The 18,514-nt window shown below is 34.4% G+C and carries 18 protein-coding genes and 3 pseudogenes; 11 read left to right on the top strand and 10 right to left on the bottom strand.

Annotation, left to right across the window (positions count from 1 at the left end; translation table 11 throughout):
• Positions 1–97 precede the first annotated feature (97 nt).
• From ACJZL1_RS04620 to ACJZL1_RS04600, 5 genes and pseudogenes are all read left to right on the top strand, one after another.
• Positions 98–1,303, top strand: a complete 1,206-nt coding sequence (locus ACJZL1_RS04620) for a PQQ-binding-like beta-propeller repeat protein (RefSeq protein WP_265026141.1) — start codon at positions 98–100, stop codon at positions 1,301–1,303.
• A gap of 95 nt (positions 1,304–1,398) precedes the next feature.
• Positions 1,399–1,908 carry a phage tail protein gene (locus tag ACJZL1_RS04615; protein ID WP_265026140.1) on the top strand — a complete coding sequence of 170 codons (510 nt, stop codon included), beginning with the start codon at positions 1,399–1,401 and terminating at the stop codon, positions 1,906–1,908.
• A 114-nt stretch (positions 1,909–2,022) separates the two neighbouring features.
• Positions 2,023–2,727 (top strand): annotated as a pseudogene (locus ACJZL1_RS04610) (transposase); the annotation flags it as partial.
• Positions 2,728–2,853: 126 nt separating this feature from the next.
• Positions 2,854–4,182, top strand: coding sequence for an IS4-like element ISWosp9 family transposase (locus ACJZL1_RS04605; protein ID WP_419247522.1), 1,329 nt, complete (start codon positions 2,854–2,856; stop codon positions 4,180–4,182).
• Positions 4,183–4,203: 21 nt separating this feature from the next.
• Positions 4,204–4,509, top strand: a pseudogene (locus ACJZL1_RS04600) (IS3 family transposase); the annotation flags it as partial.
• Positions 4,510–4,552: 43 nt separating this feature from the next.
• On the opposite strand, the pseudogene ACJZL1_RS04595 reads toward ACJZL1_RS04600, so the two are convergent.
• From ACJZL1_RS04595 to ACJZL1_RS04580, 4 genes and pseudogenes are all read right to left on the bottom strand, one after another.
• Positions 4,553–5,000, bottom strand: a pseudogene (locus tag ACJZL1_RS04595) (IS4 family transposase); the annotation flags it as partial.
• A 197-nt stretch (positions 5,001–5,197) separates the two neighbouring features.
• On the bottom strand, positions 5,198–6,583 hold the full coding sequence (purF, locus tag ACJZL1_RS04590) for an amidophosphoribosyltransferase (RefSeq protein WP_265026137.1): 1,386 nt from the start codon (positions 6,581–6,583) through the stop codon (positions 5,198–5,200).
• A gap of 25 nt (positions 6,584–6,608) precedes the next feature.
• Positions 6,609–7,712 carry a rod shape-determining protein RodA gene (gene rodA, locus ACJZL1_RS04585; protein ID WP_419247063.1) on the bottom strand — a complete coding sequence of 368 codons (1,104 nt, stop codon included), beginning with the start codon at positions 7,710–7,712 and terminating at the stop codon, positions 6,609–6,611.
• Between the two features lie 53 nt (positions 7,713–7,765).
• Positions 7,766–9,232 (bottom strand): proton-conducting transporter membrane subunit, encoded by a 1,467-nt coding sequence (locus ACJZL1_RS04580; RefSeq protein ID WP_419247062.1) that lies wholly within the window; start codon positions 9,230–9,232, stop codon positions 7,766–7,768.
• A gap of 64 nt (positions 9,233–9,296) precedes the next feature.
• Here ACJZL1_RS04580 and ACJZL1_RS04575 point away from each other — a divergent pair, with 64 nt between their 5' ends.
• The 3 genes from ACJZL1_RS04575 (at position 9,297) to virB9 (ending at position 11,039) form a co-directional block, all read left to right on the top strand.
• Positions 9,297–9,611, top strand: a complete 315-nt coding sequence (locus ACJZL1_RS04575; protein ID WP_264705331.1) for an NADH-ubiquinone oxidoreductase subunit NDUFA12 family protein — start codon at positions 9,297–9,299, stop codon at positions 9,609–9,611.
• A 2-nt stretch (positions 9,612–9,613) separates the two neighbouring features.
• Positions 9,614–10,069 (top strand): outer membrane lipid asymmetry maintenance protein MlaD, encoded by a 456-nt coding sequence (gene mlaD, locus ACJZL1_RS04570; protein WP_265034744.1) that lies wholly within the window; start codon positions 9,614–9,616, stop codon positions 10,067–10,069.
• 187 nt (positions 10,070–10,256) lie between these two features.
• A complete protein-coding gene (virB9, locus tag ACJZL1_RS04565; RefSeq protein WP_265026132.1) occupies positions 10,257–11,039 on the top strand; it encodes a P-type conjugative transfer protein VirB9 in 783 nt (260 codons plus the stop codon).
• Positions 11,040–11,050: 11 nt separating this feature from the next.
• On the opposite strand, the gene ACJZL1_RS04560 is transcribed toward virB9, so the two are convergent.
• From ACJZL1_RS04560 to der, 6 genes are all read right to left on the bottom strand, one after another.
• Positions 11,051–11,647 (bottom strand): ribonuclease HII, encoded by a 597-nt coding sequence (locus ACJZL1_RS04560; protein WP_265026131.1) that lies wholly within the window; start codon positions 11,645–11,647, stop codon positions 11,051–11,053.
• A 6-nt stretch (positions 11,648–11,653) separates the two neighbouring features.
• Positions 11,654–12,634, bottom strand: a complete 981-nt coding sequence (mraY, locus tag ACJZL1_RS04555; protein ID WP_419247521.1) for a phospho-N-acetylmuramoyl-pentapeptide-transferase — start codon at positions 12,632–12,634, stop codon at positions 11,654–11,656.
• A 42-nt stretch (positions 12,635–12,676) separates the two neighbouring features.
• Positions 12,677–12,904, bottom strand: coding sequence for a hypothetical protein (locus tag ACJZL1_RS04550; protein WP_264705335.1), 228 nt, complete (start codon positions 12,902–12,904; stop codon positions 12,677–12,679).
• Positions 12,905–13,076: 172 nt separating this feature from the next.
• Complete coding sequence (locus ACJZL1_RS04545) at positions 13,077–13,619, bottom strand: demethoxyubiquinone hydroxylase family protein (RefSeq protein WP_265026130.1); 543 nt, start codon at positions 13,617–13,619, stop codon at positions 13,077–13,079.
• Positions 13,594–14,115 (bottom strand): disulfide bond formation protein B, encoded by a 522-nt coding sequence (locus ACJZL1_RS04540; RefSeq protein ID WP_320157464.1) that lies wholly within the window; start codon positions 14,113–14,115, stop codon positions 13,594–13,596. The genes ACJZL1_RS04545 and ACJZL1_RS04540 overlap by 26 nt, the downstream gene beginning before the upstream one ends.
• Positions 14,112–15,437: a ribosome biogenesis GTPase Der gene (gene der, locus ACJZL1_RS04535; protein ID WP_265034747.1), complete on the bottom strand. Its 1,326-nt coding sequence runs from the start codon at positions 15,435–15,437 to the stop codon at positions 14,112–14,114. The genes ACJZL1_RS04540 and der overlap by 4 nt, the downstream gene beginning before the upstream one ends.
• Positions 15,438–15,566: 129 nt before the next feature.
• On the opposite strand from der, the gene ACJZL1_RS04530 reads away from it, so the two are divergent.
• The 3 genes from ACJZL1_RS04530 to ACJZL1_RS04520 all read left to right on the top strand — a co-directional run bounded on the left by ACJZL1_RS04530 (position 15,567) and on the right by ACJZL1_RS04520 (position 18,499).
• Positions 15,567–16,694 (top strand): hypothetical protein, encoded by a 1,128-nt coding sequence (locus ACJZL1_RS04530; protein WP_419247061.1) that lies wholly within the window; start codon positions 15,567–15,569, stop codon positions 16,692–16,694.
• Entirely contained in the window at positions 16,655–16,852 is a 198-nt protein-coding gene (locus ACJZL1_RS04525) for a hypothetical protein (RefSeq protein ID WP_419247060.1), read from the top strand. Before ACJZL1_RS04530 ends, ACJZL1_RS04525 begins: the two co-directional genes overlap by 40 nt.
• Positions 16,853–16,972: 120 nt before the next feature.
• Positions 16,973–18,499, top strand: a complete 1,527-nt coding sequence (locus ACJZL1_RS04520; protein ID WP_419247059.1) for an acyl-CoA carboxylase subunit beta — start codon at positions 16,973–16,975, stop codon at positions 18,497–18,499.
• The last annotated feature ends 15 nt before the right edge of the window (positions 18,500–18,514 follow it).

Genomic DNA, 18,514 nt, shown 5'->3' with positions numbered 1-18,514 from the left:
TGGTTTTTCGTGTTAAAATCAAAACTAACGATAGTGAAATTGTTCAATATATCGTATCTTTAATGTGTATATAAAGTGATCTTTCTAGAAAAGTTTTATGAAACTAGCCATTTTTTTTATTGCTTTCTTATTGAGCACAAGTTGTGTTATTGCAAAAGATGGGGTAGAGCCTAGCTTAGAAATAAAAAATAAATATAGGTGTCACCCGTGGAATAATCCAAGTAGAGAGTTTTCTCAAGGTTATATACAACCAATTCCTATACACGAAAGTTATGAGCTAATTATTGGTGGTGATGGGGTATTGTACAACACAGGGTGGTACTGGAAGGATGTAGATTTATCTGGTAGTCATAAAACAATTGGTAGAATGAGTGCTACTTGCAGTGAATATTGTAGAGAAATTTACTTAGCAATAGATAATGTGCTATATGCAATAAATAGAGATAATACACAATATGAAATAAATGAAGACGCAGTTATGTGGAAAAAGGAGTTAAAGTCTTTGGTGAAAGGAAACCCTACAATTTTTAATGATAGAATAGCAATTTTGACTGTAGATAACTATTTATACATGCTGAACATAGAGAATGGTAATACAAGCTGGTTCTATCATATGTCTAATGGTAGTAATCAAATGACAAGATCAAATTACATATCTCCTGTGGTTATACACGATAAGCTAATAGTTCCATTTTCAAATGGAGAGTTAGTAGCTTTTGACAAAGATGGGAAAAAGTTGTGGTCTTATAAGTTACCTTCTACAAATATTTTAGACACTCAGCTTGCAGATATCACAACTACTCCAGTAGTAAAGAATAACACATTAATAGCTACAAACAATTCTACCATTGTTGCGATTGATATAGGATCAGGAGATCTTTTGTGGTTAAAGGCCATGGAAGCAAAAAATATCAGTGGTGGTGGGATTATGCCATGGCTGTACCCCGATGATATAAATGGTAACGAATTTTTTGTAGTAAACACAAAGAATGAAGTTATGAAAGTTGCAATACCTGATGGTCAGATAATTTGGAGTACTAACTTAGTGGTGAATGATGAGCTAAATGATAAACTAAAAGACACATATTATGCTAGACCGGTGATAGATGGAAAATTATTTATTGTGAGCAATAAGGGAATCATGTTTCTATTAGATGAGAAGTCAGGCATGATAGAAGAGATAGTCAGCATTCCAGAAGATGTGTATCATACGCCTGTAACTGATCTTGCAGTTGGGGATTACTACTTTACAACTGAGAAAAAAGGTGTGTATAGGTGCATTGATCCAAATATCAGCAGATGAAATATTGCAGGTAATAAGGAAGAGATGTGCCATAGGTAGCACCACTTAGGGACAATTCAGGAGTATTGTGGAAAATTCAAGCGTCAGGGGTGTAGATGCGTATTAACATCGAAGTCACCGATAGCATCGAAAAAGTTATGCAAAGCATAGATGCTGAAAGAAGAAAAATAGAATTAGCAACAGTGAGAGCATTAAACAAAACAGCACTATGGGTAAGATCGCAAACTATCAAACAAGTAAGCGAAGAAAAGCAAATACCAAAAAAAGCAATGAGAAAAAAGTTAAGTGTGGATAAAGCAAATAGAAAGCGCTTATGGTCGGTAGTAAAGCTCAGTTCCCAGTGGATAGGAGTTGCAAAACTTGGGAGTATAAAACAGACAAAGAGAGGAGCAAAGGTAGGGAGCCGTACGTATGAAGGAGCATTTATAGCAACAATGAAAAATGGTCATATAGGAATCTTCAGACGAAGGTATACCACGTCTTTGCCAATAGATGAAATTAAAGTAAACACGCAAGCTCGGGAAATAATGAAAGAGTTAGTTGATAATGAAGTAGAAAGAGTATTTGAGAAATATTTTCAGCAGCAGATAGATGTTTTGGAGTAATTTACATACAGCAATCTGTAATAAGTTAAAGGAAGTGACCTTACCCAGAAAAAGTAGAGAGAAAGTTAAGACGTTTTTGGAGTAAAATAAAACGTTTTTTCAAAGAGGTGTAATATGACAAATAGAAGAGAATATACAGCAGAATTTAAATTGGAAGCTGTTAAGCTGGTTAAAGAAACAGGTCAAACAAGTACAAAAATAGCAAAAGATCTAGGTATAGATGGCAGTATGTTAAGTAAATGGGTAAGAAAATATGATGGAAAAATGTCTGGAGCATACGCATTTCCAGGCAAAGGAAAACTAGCTCCTTATGACAAAGAAAGATTTGATCTAAAAAAAGAGTTAGCAAGAGTAAGAAGAGAAAGAGACATTTTAAAAAAAGCCCTGGGATATTTTGCCAAAGAAAAAGAGTAAAATATTCTTTTATAAAAGAGCATAGAAATTGCTATAAAATACAGGAACTATGCAGGGTTTTGTGCTGGTGGTTATTATAAATGGATTGCTAAAGAAAAAAGCAATAAAGAATTAGCAAGGGAAGGACTTCTAGCAGAGATTCAAAAAAAGCATCTAAATGCAGATATGGAGCCCCTAAAATCCATAAAAGCTTTAGGCAAAAATTATAACATCAAAACAGTGCAAAATGTTATGCAGGAAAATGACATTATAGCCAAACTTAGACGAAGATTTAAAACTAAAAAACAACCAAATAATATGGTTATTGCTCCTAATATATTAGATCAAAATTTTATCACTGAGCAACCAAATAAAGTATGGGATTACTTATATAAAAACCAAGGAAGGTTGTTGGCAGCAATAATTCTCACGCATGGGAGTGTTAAATAAACCATACGCGTCAAGTTAAGGAAAAGTGTAAGTAAAGTTGATAGAGTGAAGGAAAATAATAAGGTATAAGTTCTCTTGGATATATGAATGAGAGAACTTACAATGGACAGAATAGCTTGCTTATCAAAAGACCTCAATGAATTCTTTAATGAAAAAGCAGACGAAATATCAATTGCAGTAGGTTTCATAAAAAGAAAGAGAAAACTTAATGGCTCATCATTCATAAAAGCCATGGTTTTTGGTAACATAGGAGTTGATGATTGCAGCATAGAAACAATGTGCCAATTGCTAAATGAAGACTCGATAGAAATTACAAAACAGGGTTTAGATTTTAGGTTTAGTGAAGAAGCAGTTAAGTTCATGAAAAAAATGTATAACGAAGCTTTGTGTTTATTTAAAAAAAGTCTACAGATTGATTGCAAAATTTTACAGCAATTTGGAAGCGTTAAATTATTGGATAGCAGCTACATTAGCCTGCCCAGTAGCATGGAAGATATGTATAAAGGATATGGCAGTAGCTATAGAGATTGTGAGAATAATACCAAATCAGGAATAAAGCTACAGTTAGTCTTTGATTACCTGAATCAAGCGCTAGATAAGTTAAATTTAATGGAAGGAATAAGGTCGGATCAAGGTTATAGGGATTATCTGAACGGTTTATCAGCCAATGATTTGCTAATATTTGACTTGGGCTACTTTGTGCCTAGTTCTTTTAAACAGATTGATGAAGCAGGTGCATATTTTGTTAGTCGTTATAAGTCTGATACCAATATATATGATATAGAAACAAATCAAAAAATAGAGCTATTGGAGTATTTGGAAGGTCAATTATCTTTAGAAAAAGAAGTATTATTAGGAAAGGAAGTAAAAATTAAGGTAAGAATTATATGTCAAAAGCTAACTGAAGAACAGTTTATGGCTAGAAGAAGAAAGGCTAATAAATTAGCAAAGTCACATGGATATACATCTTCTCAAAAGAATCAAAAGTTATTAGATTGGTCAATATTTGTAACTAATGTTCCAGAGAGTAAAATTAATGCTGAACAAATATTGACGGTTTATAGAGTAAGATGGCAAATCGAATTACTATTTAAACTATATAAAAGTCATATCAATCTTGATAAACTAAAAGGAAAGACAAATCCATTTAGAGTATTGTGCGAGCTATACGCAAAATTATGTGCTATTCTCGTATTTCACGGAATGATTGGCTGTGTAAAACTAAAAAAGAACACGGAGCTCAGTTTAACAAAGGCATTTATTGAATTGAAAAGGCGGGTTAGAGAGCTCTTTTTGATATTAAACAATATTGTCAATAATTTAAAAATTTTTCTAAAAAAGCTTACTATAATCTGGTCAAAGTTTTCTTTGAAAGACAGATATAGGAAGACCAGGGTATCTACTTTAAGCTCTCTACATTCCTTAACTTGACGCGTATGGTTTATTTAACACTCCCAAAATCTACTGTTACATAGCGATCAAGGGTCACAGTATACCTCTCAAAATTACCAATTTCTATTGAATACAAAAAACATCATTTCCAGCATGAGCCATAAGGGCTGTTGTTACGATAATTCTGTTGCAGAAAGCTTCTTCAGTTCACTCAAAAGGGAGCTGCTTATTGATACTTCTCAACATTCTGCTCAACAAACTAGAACTGCCATATTTGAATACATAGAAATCTTTTATAACAAACAACGTAGACATTCTACTATTAACTATTGCATTCCTGCACAATTTGATGCATCATTCTCATGACAAAATCGTCTTAACTTTCTCTCTACTTTTTCTGGGTAAGGTCAGTTTGCTCACCCACATTCCAGGCCGCAAGGCGAGCACTACAAATCAGCGAAGTACATAAATCAACAAACAAATTGCCAATGGTGCCTATTGTTCCATTTGGTTCAAATTCGGATACAATTTCTTCAGAGCTGAATACCAGAACCATCTGCTGCAATAAGCCTATAGCCTCTCCAGCTCAGGCTCATCTTGATAGGCTGTTTGGATGCTTAAATTCTTTAAAACCTGTATTTATATCTTGCTTTAGAAAAAGCTTGCTTTGAGGGTGGAACTTAATGAGCTCACATTCTATTCCTAAACTTTTCTTAATTAACTTTAAAATCATAGAAAATACTGTCGTAAAAGGAAGTTTCCTTGTTCGTGTGAAACTCAACACAATGGATTCTCTGAAAAGCTTTCGAGTATATTATATTTTTAATTTGTAGAATAAGATTTTTTCCTTTTTGCATGTTTCACCTAAAAAGGACACATTTTAGACTTCTTTGTTGAAATAAAACAGAAACAAAAGTGCTGTTTATTGCAGCTTTTGGGTAATTTAATGGTAAAAAATTTAGAGAGAAGTTTTATACACAATCACTGATATTTTCCCTTAAGTTGACGCCATTGGCTGAACGGGTACAATTGAGCTTCAGTGATCTTGTGTAGACTATTTGCCAATCGGATAATCACCAGTGAAACAAGCATCACAATATTGTGGTGTAGCATTGTTACGCTTTTCTGCTTTAACAGCCTGATATAGTCCATCAATACTCAAGAAGGCTAGGCTATCTACTCCTATAACTTCCTTAATTTCCTCTACAGATTTATTTGCAGCAATTAAATCTTTGCACTCTGGCGTATCTATTCCATAAAAACAAGAATGCTTAATTGGTGGGCTTGAAATTTTGAGGTGAATTTCTTTTACTCCTGCATCCTTTAACATAACTATTATATTTGTTAACGTACTACCACGCACTATACTATCATCTATTAAAATTATGTTTTTACCCTTTAAAATGTGCTTATTAGCGTTGAATTTCAATTTTATTCTAACTTTACGTACTTCAGCGGTTGGTTGTATAAAAGTTCTTCCTATGTAATGATTACGAATTATCCCCAGTTCCATAGGTAATCCTGAATGTTCTGCGTATCCAATAGCTGCAGGTATTCCAGAATCAGGTATTGGTACAATCATATCCACATTGTTTTTTGGTGGACTTTCCTTCGCAAGTATTCTTCCTATTTCTTTTCTTGTATCGTATATAGACCTATTCTCCATTATGCTGTCTGGTCTTGAAAAATAAACGTATTCAAAAATACAAAAACTTGATTTTTGCTGTGGGAAAGGAAACATTGAGGCTAGCTTACTATTCGAACTGATGGTAACTAATTCGCCTGGTTCTATTTCTCTAACAAATTCTGCATTTACTATATCAAGAGCACAAGTTTCAGATGCAAGAACGTAAGAACCGTTTAACTTTCCTAAAACAAGAGGCCTGATTCCAGATGGATCACGTACTCCAATAACTACTTCTTGATTGATTGCCACAAAAGAATAAGCACCTTGTATTCGCTTTAATGCATATATAAAACTCTCTAAGAAGCTATCTTTTTCACCGCTTGCTGTTAGATGCACTACTACTTCTGTATCAATATCTGACTGAAAAACGCACTCTTGTTTAATTAATTGTTCGCGTATCGGAGAAATATTAATTAAATTACCATTATGTGCTATGGCAAAATCCCCAAATTTGCCACTTTTGCCAAACATGGGCTGCACTCCAAATTTACTACCACTTGTTGAGTATCGAACATGACCTATTGCACAATCTCCAGGTAAGGATTTCTTTATTTCATCTATATCATCAAATACGCTGCTCACTTGACCTTGAAAGTGATAAGAGTGCAGCTTATCGTTGTTACTGGTTGCTACGCCAAAAGACTCTTGACCTCTATGCTGCAAAGCGTGGAGAGCAAGTATAGAGTTAAAAGCAGCACTTTGGTTGCAACTTATGCCAAATACCCCACACTCCTCACGCATTTCATCTAGCATAAAAACTATTAAGTAAAGTTTAATTCTACTTTAGCATAGGTAAAATACAAGCATTTTGTTGTTCATCTGCTTTTATTGCCAGCAATAATCCTATACATATCAAACTTGCAGCAGTTGTACTTCCTCCATAGGACAGAAATGGCAATGGGTCGCCTATCACAGGCAAGAGGCCTATTGACATTCCGATGTTTATAAAGAAATGAGCACTAAAAAAGGCGAAAATTCCGATAGATACTAACTTAGAAAAATAATTTTTCGACCTATAAGCGATAGAGAAAATTATTCCAAGTAATGAGGTATAAAGCAAAATTAAAGCCATGCTACCTAAAAAGCCCCACTCCTCACTCAGCACTGCAAAAGCAAAATCTGTACGCTTTTCCGGCAAAAATCCAAGTTGAGTTTGACTTCCGTTAACAAAGCCCTTACCAAGTAAACCTCCTGAACCAATAGCTATCTGAGATTGCTGCGCATTATAACCTATCCCAAGTGGATCCACTGATGAATCCAAAAACGACAATATCCTTTGCTTGTGATAAGGACGTAAAAAAGGCCAAATAGCCGGTACTGCAAAAATGCCAAGAGTTCCACATATTACTGAATGAGATCTTTTTATTATTGCTGTGAATATAATTGACATCCCTATAAGTAACATTATTACAGCTGTGCCTAAATTAGGTTGCTTTAACACCAAGAACACGGGTAAGAAAATAATTATAAGTGCCTTAAGCAATCTTTTAAATTCCATCATTTTATACACACTCTGCTTATCAAAATAGCGAGCAAGCACAAGTATTAAGCCCACTTTTGCAAATTCTGATGGTTGCAAACTAATCGACCCAATTCTTATCCACCTCGTCGCACCCATTATGTGTGAGCCAAAAAAATTTACTGCTAATAGCGAAATCGTTTCTGCTATATAAAAAAAGTAGGCGTGCTTCAAATAAAAATCTAATTCTATGAATGACATAGCTATAGCGAGTAGGAAAAAGAAGGAGAATATGACCAGTTGGTGAATCGCAAATGGCACCCACTTTCCTCCAGCAGAAGAGTATTGAACAACAATGCCAACGCAAAACAGAGCTATCACGTTAATGACTAACAACCAATGAATCTTCTTCAGCCTATCCACAATAAAGACCTTATAACCTTAAAGTATAGTAAAATATGAAACAAAGATAAAAATCAAAAAACCAACTTCTCAACTACTAACCGAATTGAAGTGCTATATATTCCAGTTACTACTGTTAAAGCTGCCATAAATAATAGACAGAAAAGCATAGGAAATGGCACATCATTAATTTTGTCCGGTGTCATTCCAGTGCGTGACGTTGCATCATCTTCAAAATACATTTTCTCTACCATCTTCCACATATATATCAATGCAAGGAAAGAGCCAGCAGCAAATGTTACAAGGGAAATCCACGCATGAGATTCGATAATTGCTTTCATTATATACCACTTGCTTACAAAGCCATTTGTTAAAGGCACACCGATTAATGCTAAACTGAGTAGAGTGAACGCAAGTGCTGTATAAGGCATTGATTTCTTGAGTCCCGATAAATTCTCTATTTTTGTTGTATCAAATTTGTAAGAAATACATCCTGCAGCCATGAATAAAGATGTTTTTATTATGCTGTGGTTTACTATGTGAAGAATTGCTGCAAATACACCTGTTTTTGAGTTAAAACTCAGTGCTAAAATTATATAACCAATTTGGCTAATACTAGAGTGAGCAAACAGTCTTTTTATGTCTTTTGCGGTTATTGCAAATATCGACCCAAATACAATAGCGCAAAGTGCGAGGATAATTATCACATTGTCCAACAGCGGCTTAAACAAGAAAAAATTTTGTTGGAAAATGGTATAAAAGATTCTGATGAAAACATATATCATCACTTTAGTTACTGTGCCTGAAAAGAATATGCTAATGAAACTTGGTGCCTCACTATATGCATTAACCAGCCACCTGCTTAATGGAAATAGTGCCATTTTGATTGAGAGACCAACAAAAATGAACAATGTGCCAAGTTTCATGATGTTATTATCGTATAATGGCACTATTCTCTCAGCCATGTCAGACATATTGAGCGTTCCTGTCATGGAGTACAAAAGCCCGATGCCAAATAAATAAAATGTTGCGCCTATTGTTCCACTAATTAGATATTCAAATGCTGCAACTAGAGCTTTTTTATCCCTTCCCATTGAAACTAATACATAAGAAGAAAGAGATGAAATTTCCAAAAAAACATAAAGATTGAATATGTCGTTTGTTACTAGAATCCCGAGCAGTCCGCTTAAGCACAGTAGAAATAGAGAGTAAAAACCAGTGATTTTGTTTTTGCTAATTTCTTTTTCGTTAATATAAAAGCTATAAAGCACACTAATCAGCGCTATAAAATTCACCAAAGTTAGAATCAAGGAGTTTAACACGTCGATTCTTAACTCTATGCCGTACGGAGGAGCCCAATTTCCAAGGTGATAAGTTATAATCTCGCCTTTATATGTTTTAATGAGTAGTATCGATGAAATGATAAGAGTGATTGTTGTTGCAATAAAAGAAATAAACCAAGATACCTTGTGTTTCTTGGTAAGAAAGCAAAACATTGATGCAATTATTGGTATAATAACTTGTAAAATTGGTAATTGCATTAAATTGTTGTTAATATATCGTTAAAGTATTAGTATATATAATACTTTTTGTTTTAATACCCTTATGTTATCTAAAGTTTGTAATGCAATAAAACGCCTATTACGAAGAGAAGATAAATTTGTAGGAAGAGATGAAAATGGAAATTCTTACTATGAATCAAGTAAAGGGAAAAGGTGGGTTATATATAGCAGTGTCTCTGAGCCTACAACAGTGCCTCCGGAATGGCATATATGGCTTCACTATACTGATAATGTAGTACCAGTTAATAATAAAAAAAGAAAAGTAAAACATACTCCTAATTTAACGGGTACAAAAGATGCATACTATCCAAACCAAAAAGTGAAAAATTACTATAAAAGCTGGAGTCCTGATAACTAAAGATGCGAAGGTCAAATATACTTGAAATAACCGCTGGATTATTTGTATTAATTTTTACTATTTTTCTGATTTTCTTTGCTATTGATAAGCTATCTTACATAAAGAAAAACTATAAGGATTGCAATAAAATATATGGTCTTTTTGCTAACGCTAACGGTATAGGAGTTGGTGATAGTGTCAAGATCTCTGGTGTGGACGTTGGAAGCATAACTGGTGTATCACTTGATAAAGCTACCTACGTAGCACGAATCGATATGTGTATAAGCAGAGACATAAAATTGCCAATTGATAGTTCAGCTCTGATCACTAGCAGTGGAGTTGTTGGTAGTAAATTTGTTAATATATCACCTGGGTCAGATGCTAAACTAATTTTGAATGGTGGTAAAATAGAGCATACTCAAGCTGAAGCAAATATGGGTGGAATAATGGACAAAATTATTGGTATGTTTACGAAGTGAAAATGGCAGGATTCCAAGTATATCCGTTTAGGTGAAGCCTCCTGTAGTTCTAAAGTATTTAAGGAGTTCGCCTTATTTCTTGCCTTTTCTACCGCTTGCTAACCTATAATTGGGGTTTATAGTATAGCTTAACAGTTGCAGTGCATGTCTATCAATGATAAAATGAAGATTAATTTATTTTGATATTATGATTGGTTTACTGTTTGCCGTACTGTTGTTCCTCTGTGGTAGTGATGCACTTGCAAAACAGGAGCCACGTTCAATAGCTGGAGATGATCACATAAAGGTGATAAATTATAACCCACAGGCTATACATAAGTATACGGGTTTTTATGGTTATCAATCCAGCATATTGTTTGAACCAGGGGAGGTAATACAAAACCTTTCAATGGGTGATTCAACTGGTTGGCAACTCCTTCCTCAAGGTAACAGATTGTTTATTAAGCCTATAGATGATATTGCCGATACTAACGCAACTATAATTACCAATAAAAGAGTTTATTACTTTGAGCTTCATGCTGAAGAAGCAACTGGACTAGATGATCCAAGATTAGCATATGAAGTAAGGTTTCTTTATCCACTATTTAGCAGTGATGAGATTTACACAACAAATAACGGTGATATCTTCGAACAAGCTAGTCATAACATTATTCCTGATATAAACGACATTGAAGTTGTAAAGAAGGGATTAAATTTTAATTATTCCATCTCGCACGTTAAAGGCAGTCAGTCAATAATACCAATTAAGGTTTTTGATGATGGAAAATTTACATATCTGCAATTCAATAAAATAAACTCTGATTTCCCGGCAGTTTTTATGGTTGATTCTGCAGGGTATGAGTCTTTAGTAAACTTCCGTACAGTTGACGACTACCTGATAATCGAAAGGGTGAGTTCAGTGTTTACCTTAAGGAATGGATCAAGTACAGTTTGCCTATTTAATGAAAATGCGCCTTTCAAAAAAGGGTGAGTGATTAAAGGCTATAATGCCCGAGATATGGGTGCAAAATTTTTTCTATGGTGTTCTGTAATTCCATAAAGGCCAATAGCGTTAAGGTGCTCTTTTGTCCCATATCCTTTATTTTTATACCAATTATATTCAGGATGCTTATTGTGCAATTCTTGCATAAGCCGATCTCTCGTAACTTTTGCAACGATTGAAGCTGCTGCAATTGATGTACTCAAATTATCACCATTTACTATGGATTTCACTTGCCATTTCACTTCAGGTGGTTGATTACCATCAACTAGCACATAATCTAATTCTAGGTCCAAGTCTATTAACGCACGTTTCATTGAAAGTTTTGTTGCTTGCAAGATATTGTATGAATTTATTTCTTCTACGCTTGCCATTCCTATACCAAATTTTGCAACGGATGTTATTTTTTCATATAGGACTTGCCTACATTGAGGAGTCAATTTTTTTGAATCATTAATACCATCAATAATTATATTTCTATCGATAAACACTACAGCTGCAGACATTACTGGACCAGCAAGTGGACCTCTTCCAACTTCATCCACTCCTGCTATCACTCCTGATAATTTATTTTCTAATGTAAAGTCTGGGTATTTCATAGGTTTTTATAATAAGAAAGTTATAGTAAAAACTGAACAGATAATAGAAATTATCCAAAATTTCATAACGATTACATTTTCTGACCATCCCTTCTTCTCAAAGTGATGATGTATTGGTGCCATAAGAAAAACTCTTTTTCCTTCTCCATATTTAAACTTTGTATATTTAAAATATGATATCTGAATAATTACAGATAGAGTCTCTATTACAAAGATTATTCCAATAACGGCAAAAAGCATTTCTCTTTTAATTAGGACACTAGTTAACCCTAAAGCTGCGCCTACCGACAAGCTACCAACATCACCCATAAATATTTTTGCTGGATGTGTGTTAAACCACAAAAAACTTAGAATAGCTCCTATAAATGCAATGCAGAATAAAGTAATATTCATATCTGCTTGAGTTATGTATGCAATTAGCCCCAAAAAAGCAAAGGAAGTGATGACTTGAGTTGCAGCAAGGCCATCCAAACCATCTGTGAGATTCACAGCATTAGAAGAGCCGACAATTACAAACGCAGCGAATGGGACATATAGATAGCCAAAATCAATTATTACTCCTTTAAATAGGGACGTTTTTGTAAAACCTTCAGCAGAGTATAGCTTAAGTATAAACACACCAACCAGAGCAACAATAAACTGAATAAGTATTTTGGTTTTTGCACTTAAACCTCGATAGTGATTTGTCTTCAATTTTAAATAATCATCAATAAATCCAAGTAGAGCAAAAAATAGAGTTGTCAATATCAGCAGCAAGATTTCTGGTGTTAACTGAGCCCAGAGTAAAATTGGTAATAAAGAAGAAATCAGTATTATTATTCCGCCCATAGGTGGTACATTCTTTTTTGTTATTAAATGACTTTCTGGTCCACATGATCTAATTGGTTGCCCATCTTTACTTATTTTTTTTAGAAGCTTTATAAAATAGGGAAAAAGAATAAATCCAAAAACAAATGAGGTAAAAAATATTTTTGTAGCTAAGATCATCTGCTTATTTAATTGACTAAGTATCATACCATCTGGGTAAGGTCAATAATCATCTCCTGCTTTTTCTAGCTTTAATTGTAGTCCTTGAGATAAATTGGTTAGTACGCCGTTCATCGGATTGTGTCTAAAGTTAGATATGACAAAATGATCCTTATCGAAAATGTAAGATGTGAAAGGTAAGTTAATTCTTTCTTCGTTATTTATTTTGACAGCTACGAGCTTACTTCTACCATCACAAGCAGTATCTCCTGGTTCTAAATTAAAACGCACTTTTATCCCTCTTTAGTAATCTATACTCTGGATGTAGTTAATTTACAAATACTAATTATTTATTAATAATAGTGATATGTAAATATAGTTATAAAGTAACTGTTACACTTGAATTTCTTCCTGGTTTCTGTTGTCATCAGAACATTAAAAACACTTTAAGAAAGCTGCTTAGTTAAATTAACTTGGACAAGTAAATAGCAGCTTTGCAGCCTGTTTTTATGAATGAAGATAAAATGTTGTAGCCAAATGCGCTTTCAGCATTGTGCTGAATTGCAATATCTCTGTGCTCTAACTCCTCGTCACGAAATTTACTTATAGTTTCTTTTAATTCTCCATCTTCTAAATGTGAAACTTGCTCTCTGTAGTGCTCCCCTATAACTTCTTCAACTGCAGCAGTGCAAGCCATAGCAGCTTTTTTGCCCATAATGGCAGTTGCAACGCCAAGCGACATTCCTAACACACGCCAAACTGGCAACAAAACAGTAGGACGAACTTTTTGCTCCTTGATTTTCTCATTAAAATAATGAAAATGCTTTTTTTCCTGCTCTTCCATTTCAATTATTTCATTGATTATAGAAGATTTTTTAAGAATAAATTTTTGACCAGAATAAATGCAAATAGCTCCATATTCTCCAGCATGATTTACTCTAATTGCTTGTTGCAAGAACCGATTGTTGCTGTACCTTAAATTATTTAGATTTCTTTCTTTCTCCACAATACACTTTACCTGATACGAACAGAGCTACTATGAGATAAATTAGATTCCATGTTGCTAGGGAAACACCTAGAACGTAATGAGGTCTGTCACAAGATGGAGAGTAATTAGGGTTTAACAGATTATTTCTTAACTCTTCTACACTAGCGTTACTACTTACTTGCTCTGTGCATCCTAAAATGTCATGAAACCAATGAAGTTCAAGGCCTACATGGTAAAAAGATATTATTGCACCTACGAGATAACTGCAAAACATTGCATAGATTAGAATTTTGTTGTTTTTAAGCATGCACGCTACTGCAAGTAATCCGGCGATATAGTAAACTATTCGCTCGTATGTACATAACTTGCATGGCAGCATGTTGAAAAAATATTCTAGCACATATGCAAAAATTAGAGCAAAAGCACTTGATAGCAGAAAGACTGTAGGAATTCTGGAGTTATTACACATAACTTTAAGTAAATTATCCCTGAAAGTATAAAGCAGAGTATTCATTTTGCATAGGGATTTTTATTTTTTTTCAAAAGTAATCTGACTGGCACGCCTTCAGCAAAGAAATTTTTTCTAAGATCATTAATTAAATAGCGTTTGTAACTTTCATCAACACTTTCAGGTATGTTACATATCAAAGAAAAAGCTGGAGGTTTAGTACCAATTTGAGCGATATACTTCATTTTAACTGCTTTGCCTTTTACAAGCGGGTGAGAGTGCCTATCTAAAGCTTCAATTAGCCACTTATTCAGTTTTGCAGTGCTGACTTTCTTGTTCAAAGATTCACTCACTTCAAGACACTTATCTACCACATCACCGCAGCGCATACCTTTTAACGCAGAAATTGTTATAGTTGGCACTCCCAAGAATAACCGAGTCACTTCCTGTTGTTTGACAAATTTTATTAATTTACTTCTGTCATCTTTATTTATTAAATCCCACTTATTTAAAACAACGATAATCCCCTTTCCTCCTTTGATTGCAGCTTCACCAATTGATAAATCCTGCTGCTCAATACCAAGTAGGGAGTCTAGCATTAAAACTACCACATGAGAGCGCTTTATTGATTCTAAGCTTTTCTCAACAAATCTTGATTCTAATTTATCTGTAACATTAGCCTTTCTGCGGATTCCTGCGGTATCGATGAGAGTAATTAGCTTTCCATTATGATCGTATACAATATCTAAAGAATCACGTGTTGTGCCTGGCTCTGAATTCACTATTACTCTGTTTTCTGTAAGCAAGCTGTTTAAAAAAGTTGATTTTCCGACATTTGGACGACCGATGATTGCAATTCTAAGTCTGCTGGATTCATTTTCAAGTAGTTCAGTGTCCTCATTTAAATCTTCAATAACACCAGCTAGTGCATCATAAAGATCAACCATACCAAGATTATGTTCGGCAGAGATGTATACCGGGCCTATAAAATCAAAAAACTGCAAATAATCAACATTTTCAGACTTATGACTCTCGCATTTATTTGCTATGAGGATTACAGATTTATTCATTTTTCTCTTCAGCCACTTTGCAAGTTCTTTGTTTTGCTCATTTTGCACTTTTGCGTCAACAAGAAAGAAAATGACATCTGCACTCAATAAAGAAAATTCTATTTGCTCAATAACTTGCAGTGAAAAACTAGTTTGGTCGTTCCATCCTCCTGTATCTATAACTTTAAACTCTAAATCGCTAATTCTGCCTATTCCTTCTCTTCTATCTCGTGTAACCCCTGGAATATTGCTGACCACCGCTGCTTTTCTTCCCACCAATCTATTAAAAAGAGTTGATTTACCAGCATTTGGTAGGCCTACTATAGCGATTTTTAGCATAATTTAAGAGCACCTTCTATACACAGTAAATTATAACCGAAATCTTGCAATTTAACTATTGACTTTATAGATCACGCGAGCATACTATAACTAGAATTTCTTGTTTTATTATGTCAAGTAGGGGGATATATGGTAGGTCAAGGTATACAAAAGCATAATCCAGATTCGATAGATGAGGGGTATTGTGGTTCTCCAGGTAGTTACAAGGGTTTTGAAGATAAGATCATGGATGATGAAGATGTAGATGAGTCTGAAGATACACTCAATGTATCATACAAACCAGAATATATAAAGGATATGGATAAGCCTGAGGATGAAGATACACTTGATCACAATGTATTAAATAAAACTTTTATAATAGAAGATACACTTGATCACAATATACTAAATAAAGCTTTTATAATAGAAGATGGTGAAGGTGAGCCTAAAGCGTTAGAAGCGACGAACGCATCTCAATCAGACATAACAATGTATAAACAAGTTGATGAATGTATACGTGAAAATACCTTGAGTACATTATTGAGCACAAGACGTCAAGCTAGCACCTTACACTTGTATAGCGATGAGACAGTTGCAGAGGGAATGATAAAGGAATCGCTAGAGCTCATAGCACTTGGAAAAGACAAAAAGATAATGTTTGGCATGCCATGTTATGCGTTCTCTGAGAATACATCATTAATAGATTTTTTGGTGCGCAACTTATATATCCTAAAAACACAAGAGTTGTCCACTTATGAAAGATATCAACTAGATCTTCTTTCATCAAAAATGTCCGATCTAGTTTCAACAGGCACTTATATGAGTGAGGAAGCTTTGAAGTTATTGCCAACAAGTCTACTGGAAAAACATACCAGCTATTTATCAAATCTAAAACAAATTGTATGTGAGGGCATTGAAAAAGATGGAGAAGAAAATGTGATAAAAGATGTTATAGTAGAAAGAGATAATAAATTTTATTGTATACAGTGTCCAGAAGCAAGCATTGTGATTCCTGCAAAATTCCTGAGTAATCCAGAATTTCAAAATTTAGATGGAGCATTAAAGATCGGGGAAGGAGATGATGTAATACGAATACAAGATGGAAAATATCATGATATAAAGGGCAGATTCCAGATGACTTTTCCAATAAGCAACAGTGAAAAGATTGTAATGACTCTATCTTCTGAAAAGGCTGACAAACCAGAAAATGCCTCAAGCTTTGGCAAAATAATAGTAATATGGATGATAGAAGTTGTAAAATCTTCTCAAAGTACCTAAAAGAGCTAGAAAAAGAACCACGTATAAGCAAGGTTGTTGAAGCTGCTAAAAGTTTTGTGCAAAATAAATCTCCTCTTTCTTCTATAGACGATGCTAATGTCCAGCAGCTTCAGAGTAATGTCGAAAGTTTACAGAGTAGTGGCCAAAGTCTAGGTTGAAAAAGTTTTAATGATTACGATACACATACACTGTTGCATATAGCAATAGTGTATGTGTATAGTTAATAGGGTTTGTAAACTTAATAAAGTCTACAACTAATTTGAAAACTACTTTATTGTATGCAAGACTTTAAAATACTAGAAAATCTAAAAACCAAAGCACTAGAAGCTGAAAAAGGAGGCGGTTCTGACAGGATTACCAAACAACATGAAAAAGGGAAATTAACTGCTAGAGAAAGACTCAGTATATTGCTTGATGAAAATTCGTTCGAAGAATACGATAAATTCGTGAAGCATCACGCAGCTGATTTTGGCATGCAAAATGCTAATTTTTTAGGTGATGGAGTAGTGATTGGTCATGGTACTATTTATGGCAGAAAAGTTTTCGTTTACTCGCAAGATTTTACTGTCTTTGGTGGGTCACTTGGTGCGTCACATGCAAAAAAAATATGCAAAATTATGGATATGGCAATTAATGCCAGGGTTCCAATTATCGGACTAAATGACTCTGGTGGAGCCAGAATTCAGGAGGGAGTAAATTCTCTTGCTGGTTATGGAGAAATCTTTCAAAGGAACGTAAATGCATCGGGTGTTATACCACAAATTTCTTTAATTATGGGCCCATGTGCAGGAGGTGCAGTTTATTCTCCAGCATTAACTGACTTTACTTTCATGGTAAAGAATAGTTCATACATGTTTATAACCGGACCAGATGTAGTAAAAAAGGTTACCTATGAAGATGTAAGCTTCGAAGACCTCGGTGGAGCAAAAATTCATACAAGCAAAACAGGAGTGGCAGATTTTGCATTCAATAATGATGTTGAGATGCTACTCAAAATGCGTGAATTCCTTACCTTTTTACCAGCAAATAATCAAGAACTACCGAAATCTGTACCAACCTGTAATGATGTTAATGAGATTGATGAATCCTTAAACACTCTAATTCCAATCAATCCCAATACTTCTTACGATATGTACGAACTTATCGAAAAAGTGTGTGATGGAAGGAAATTTTTTGAACTAAAACCTGATTTTGCTCGTAATATCATAATTGGCTTTAGTAGAATTGGAGGAAATACTGTCGGTATTGTTGCAAATCAACCCATGCACCTTGCAGGATGTTTGGATATTGATTCTTCAAGAAAAGCTGCAAGGTTTGTAAGGTTTTGTGACGCATTTAACATTCCTATCATCACACTTATTGATGTTCCAGGATTTCTGCCGGGTACAAATCAAGAATACAATAATATAATACAACACGGAGCGAAACTGCTTTACGCTTACGCTGAAGCGACCGTGCCGAAAATTAGTTTGATCACCAGAAAAGCGTATGGTGGTGCATACATCGTTATGAACTCGAAACATCTAAAAGGTGATATAAATTATGCCTGGCCAACTGCTGAAATAGCTGTGATGGGCCCTGAAAGTGCAGTTGAGATTATATTTCGATACGAAAAAGATCAGCAAACACTGATTAAAGAGTATAAAGAAAAATTTGCTAATCCATTTTTTGCTGCATCATATGGATACATTGATGACATTATAGTGCCAAGTAAAACAAGGCATCACTTTTGTAAAGCATTAGAGCTACTCAAAAACAAGAAAGTAGAAAGGATATGGAAAAAGCATGACAACTTACCTCTGTAACTTTCTTCTAAGCCT

It is taken from the genome of Wolbachia endosymbiont of Rhagoletis indifferens (assembly GCF_048537595.1).
Classification (GTDB): domain Bacteria; phylum Pseudomonadota; class Alphaproteobacteria; order Rickettsiales; family Anaplasmataceae; genus Wolbachia.
Note: the sequence above shows the minus strand (reverse complement) of the source record. Positions and strands in the feature narration are given on the sequence as shown.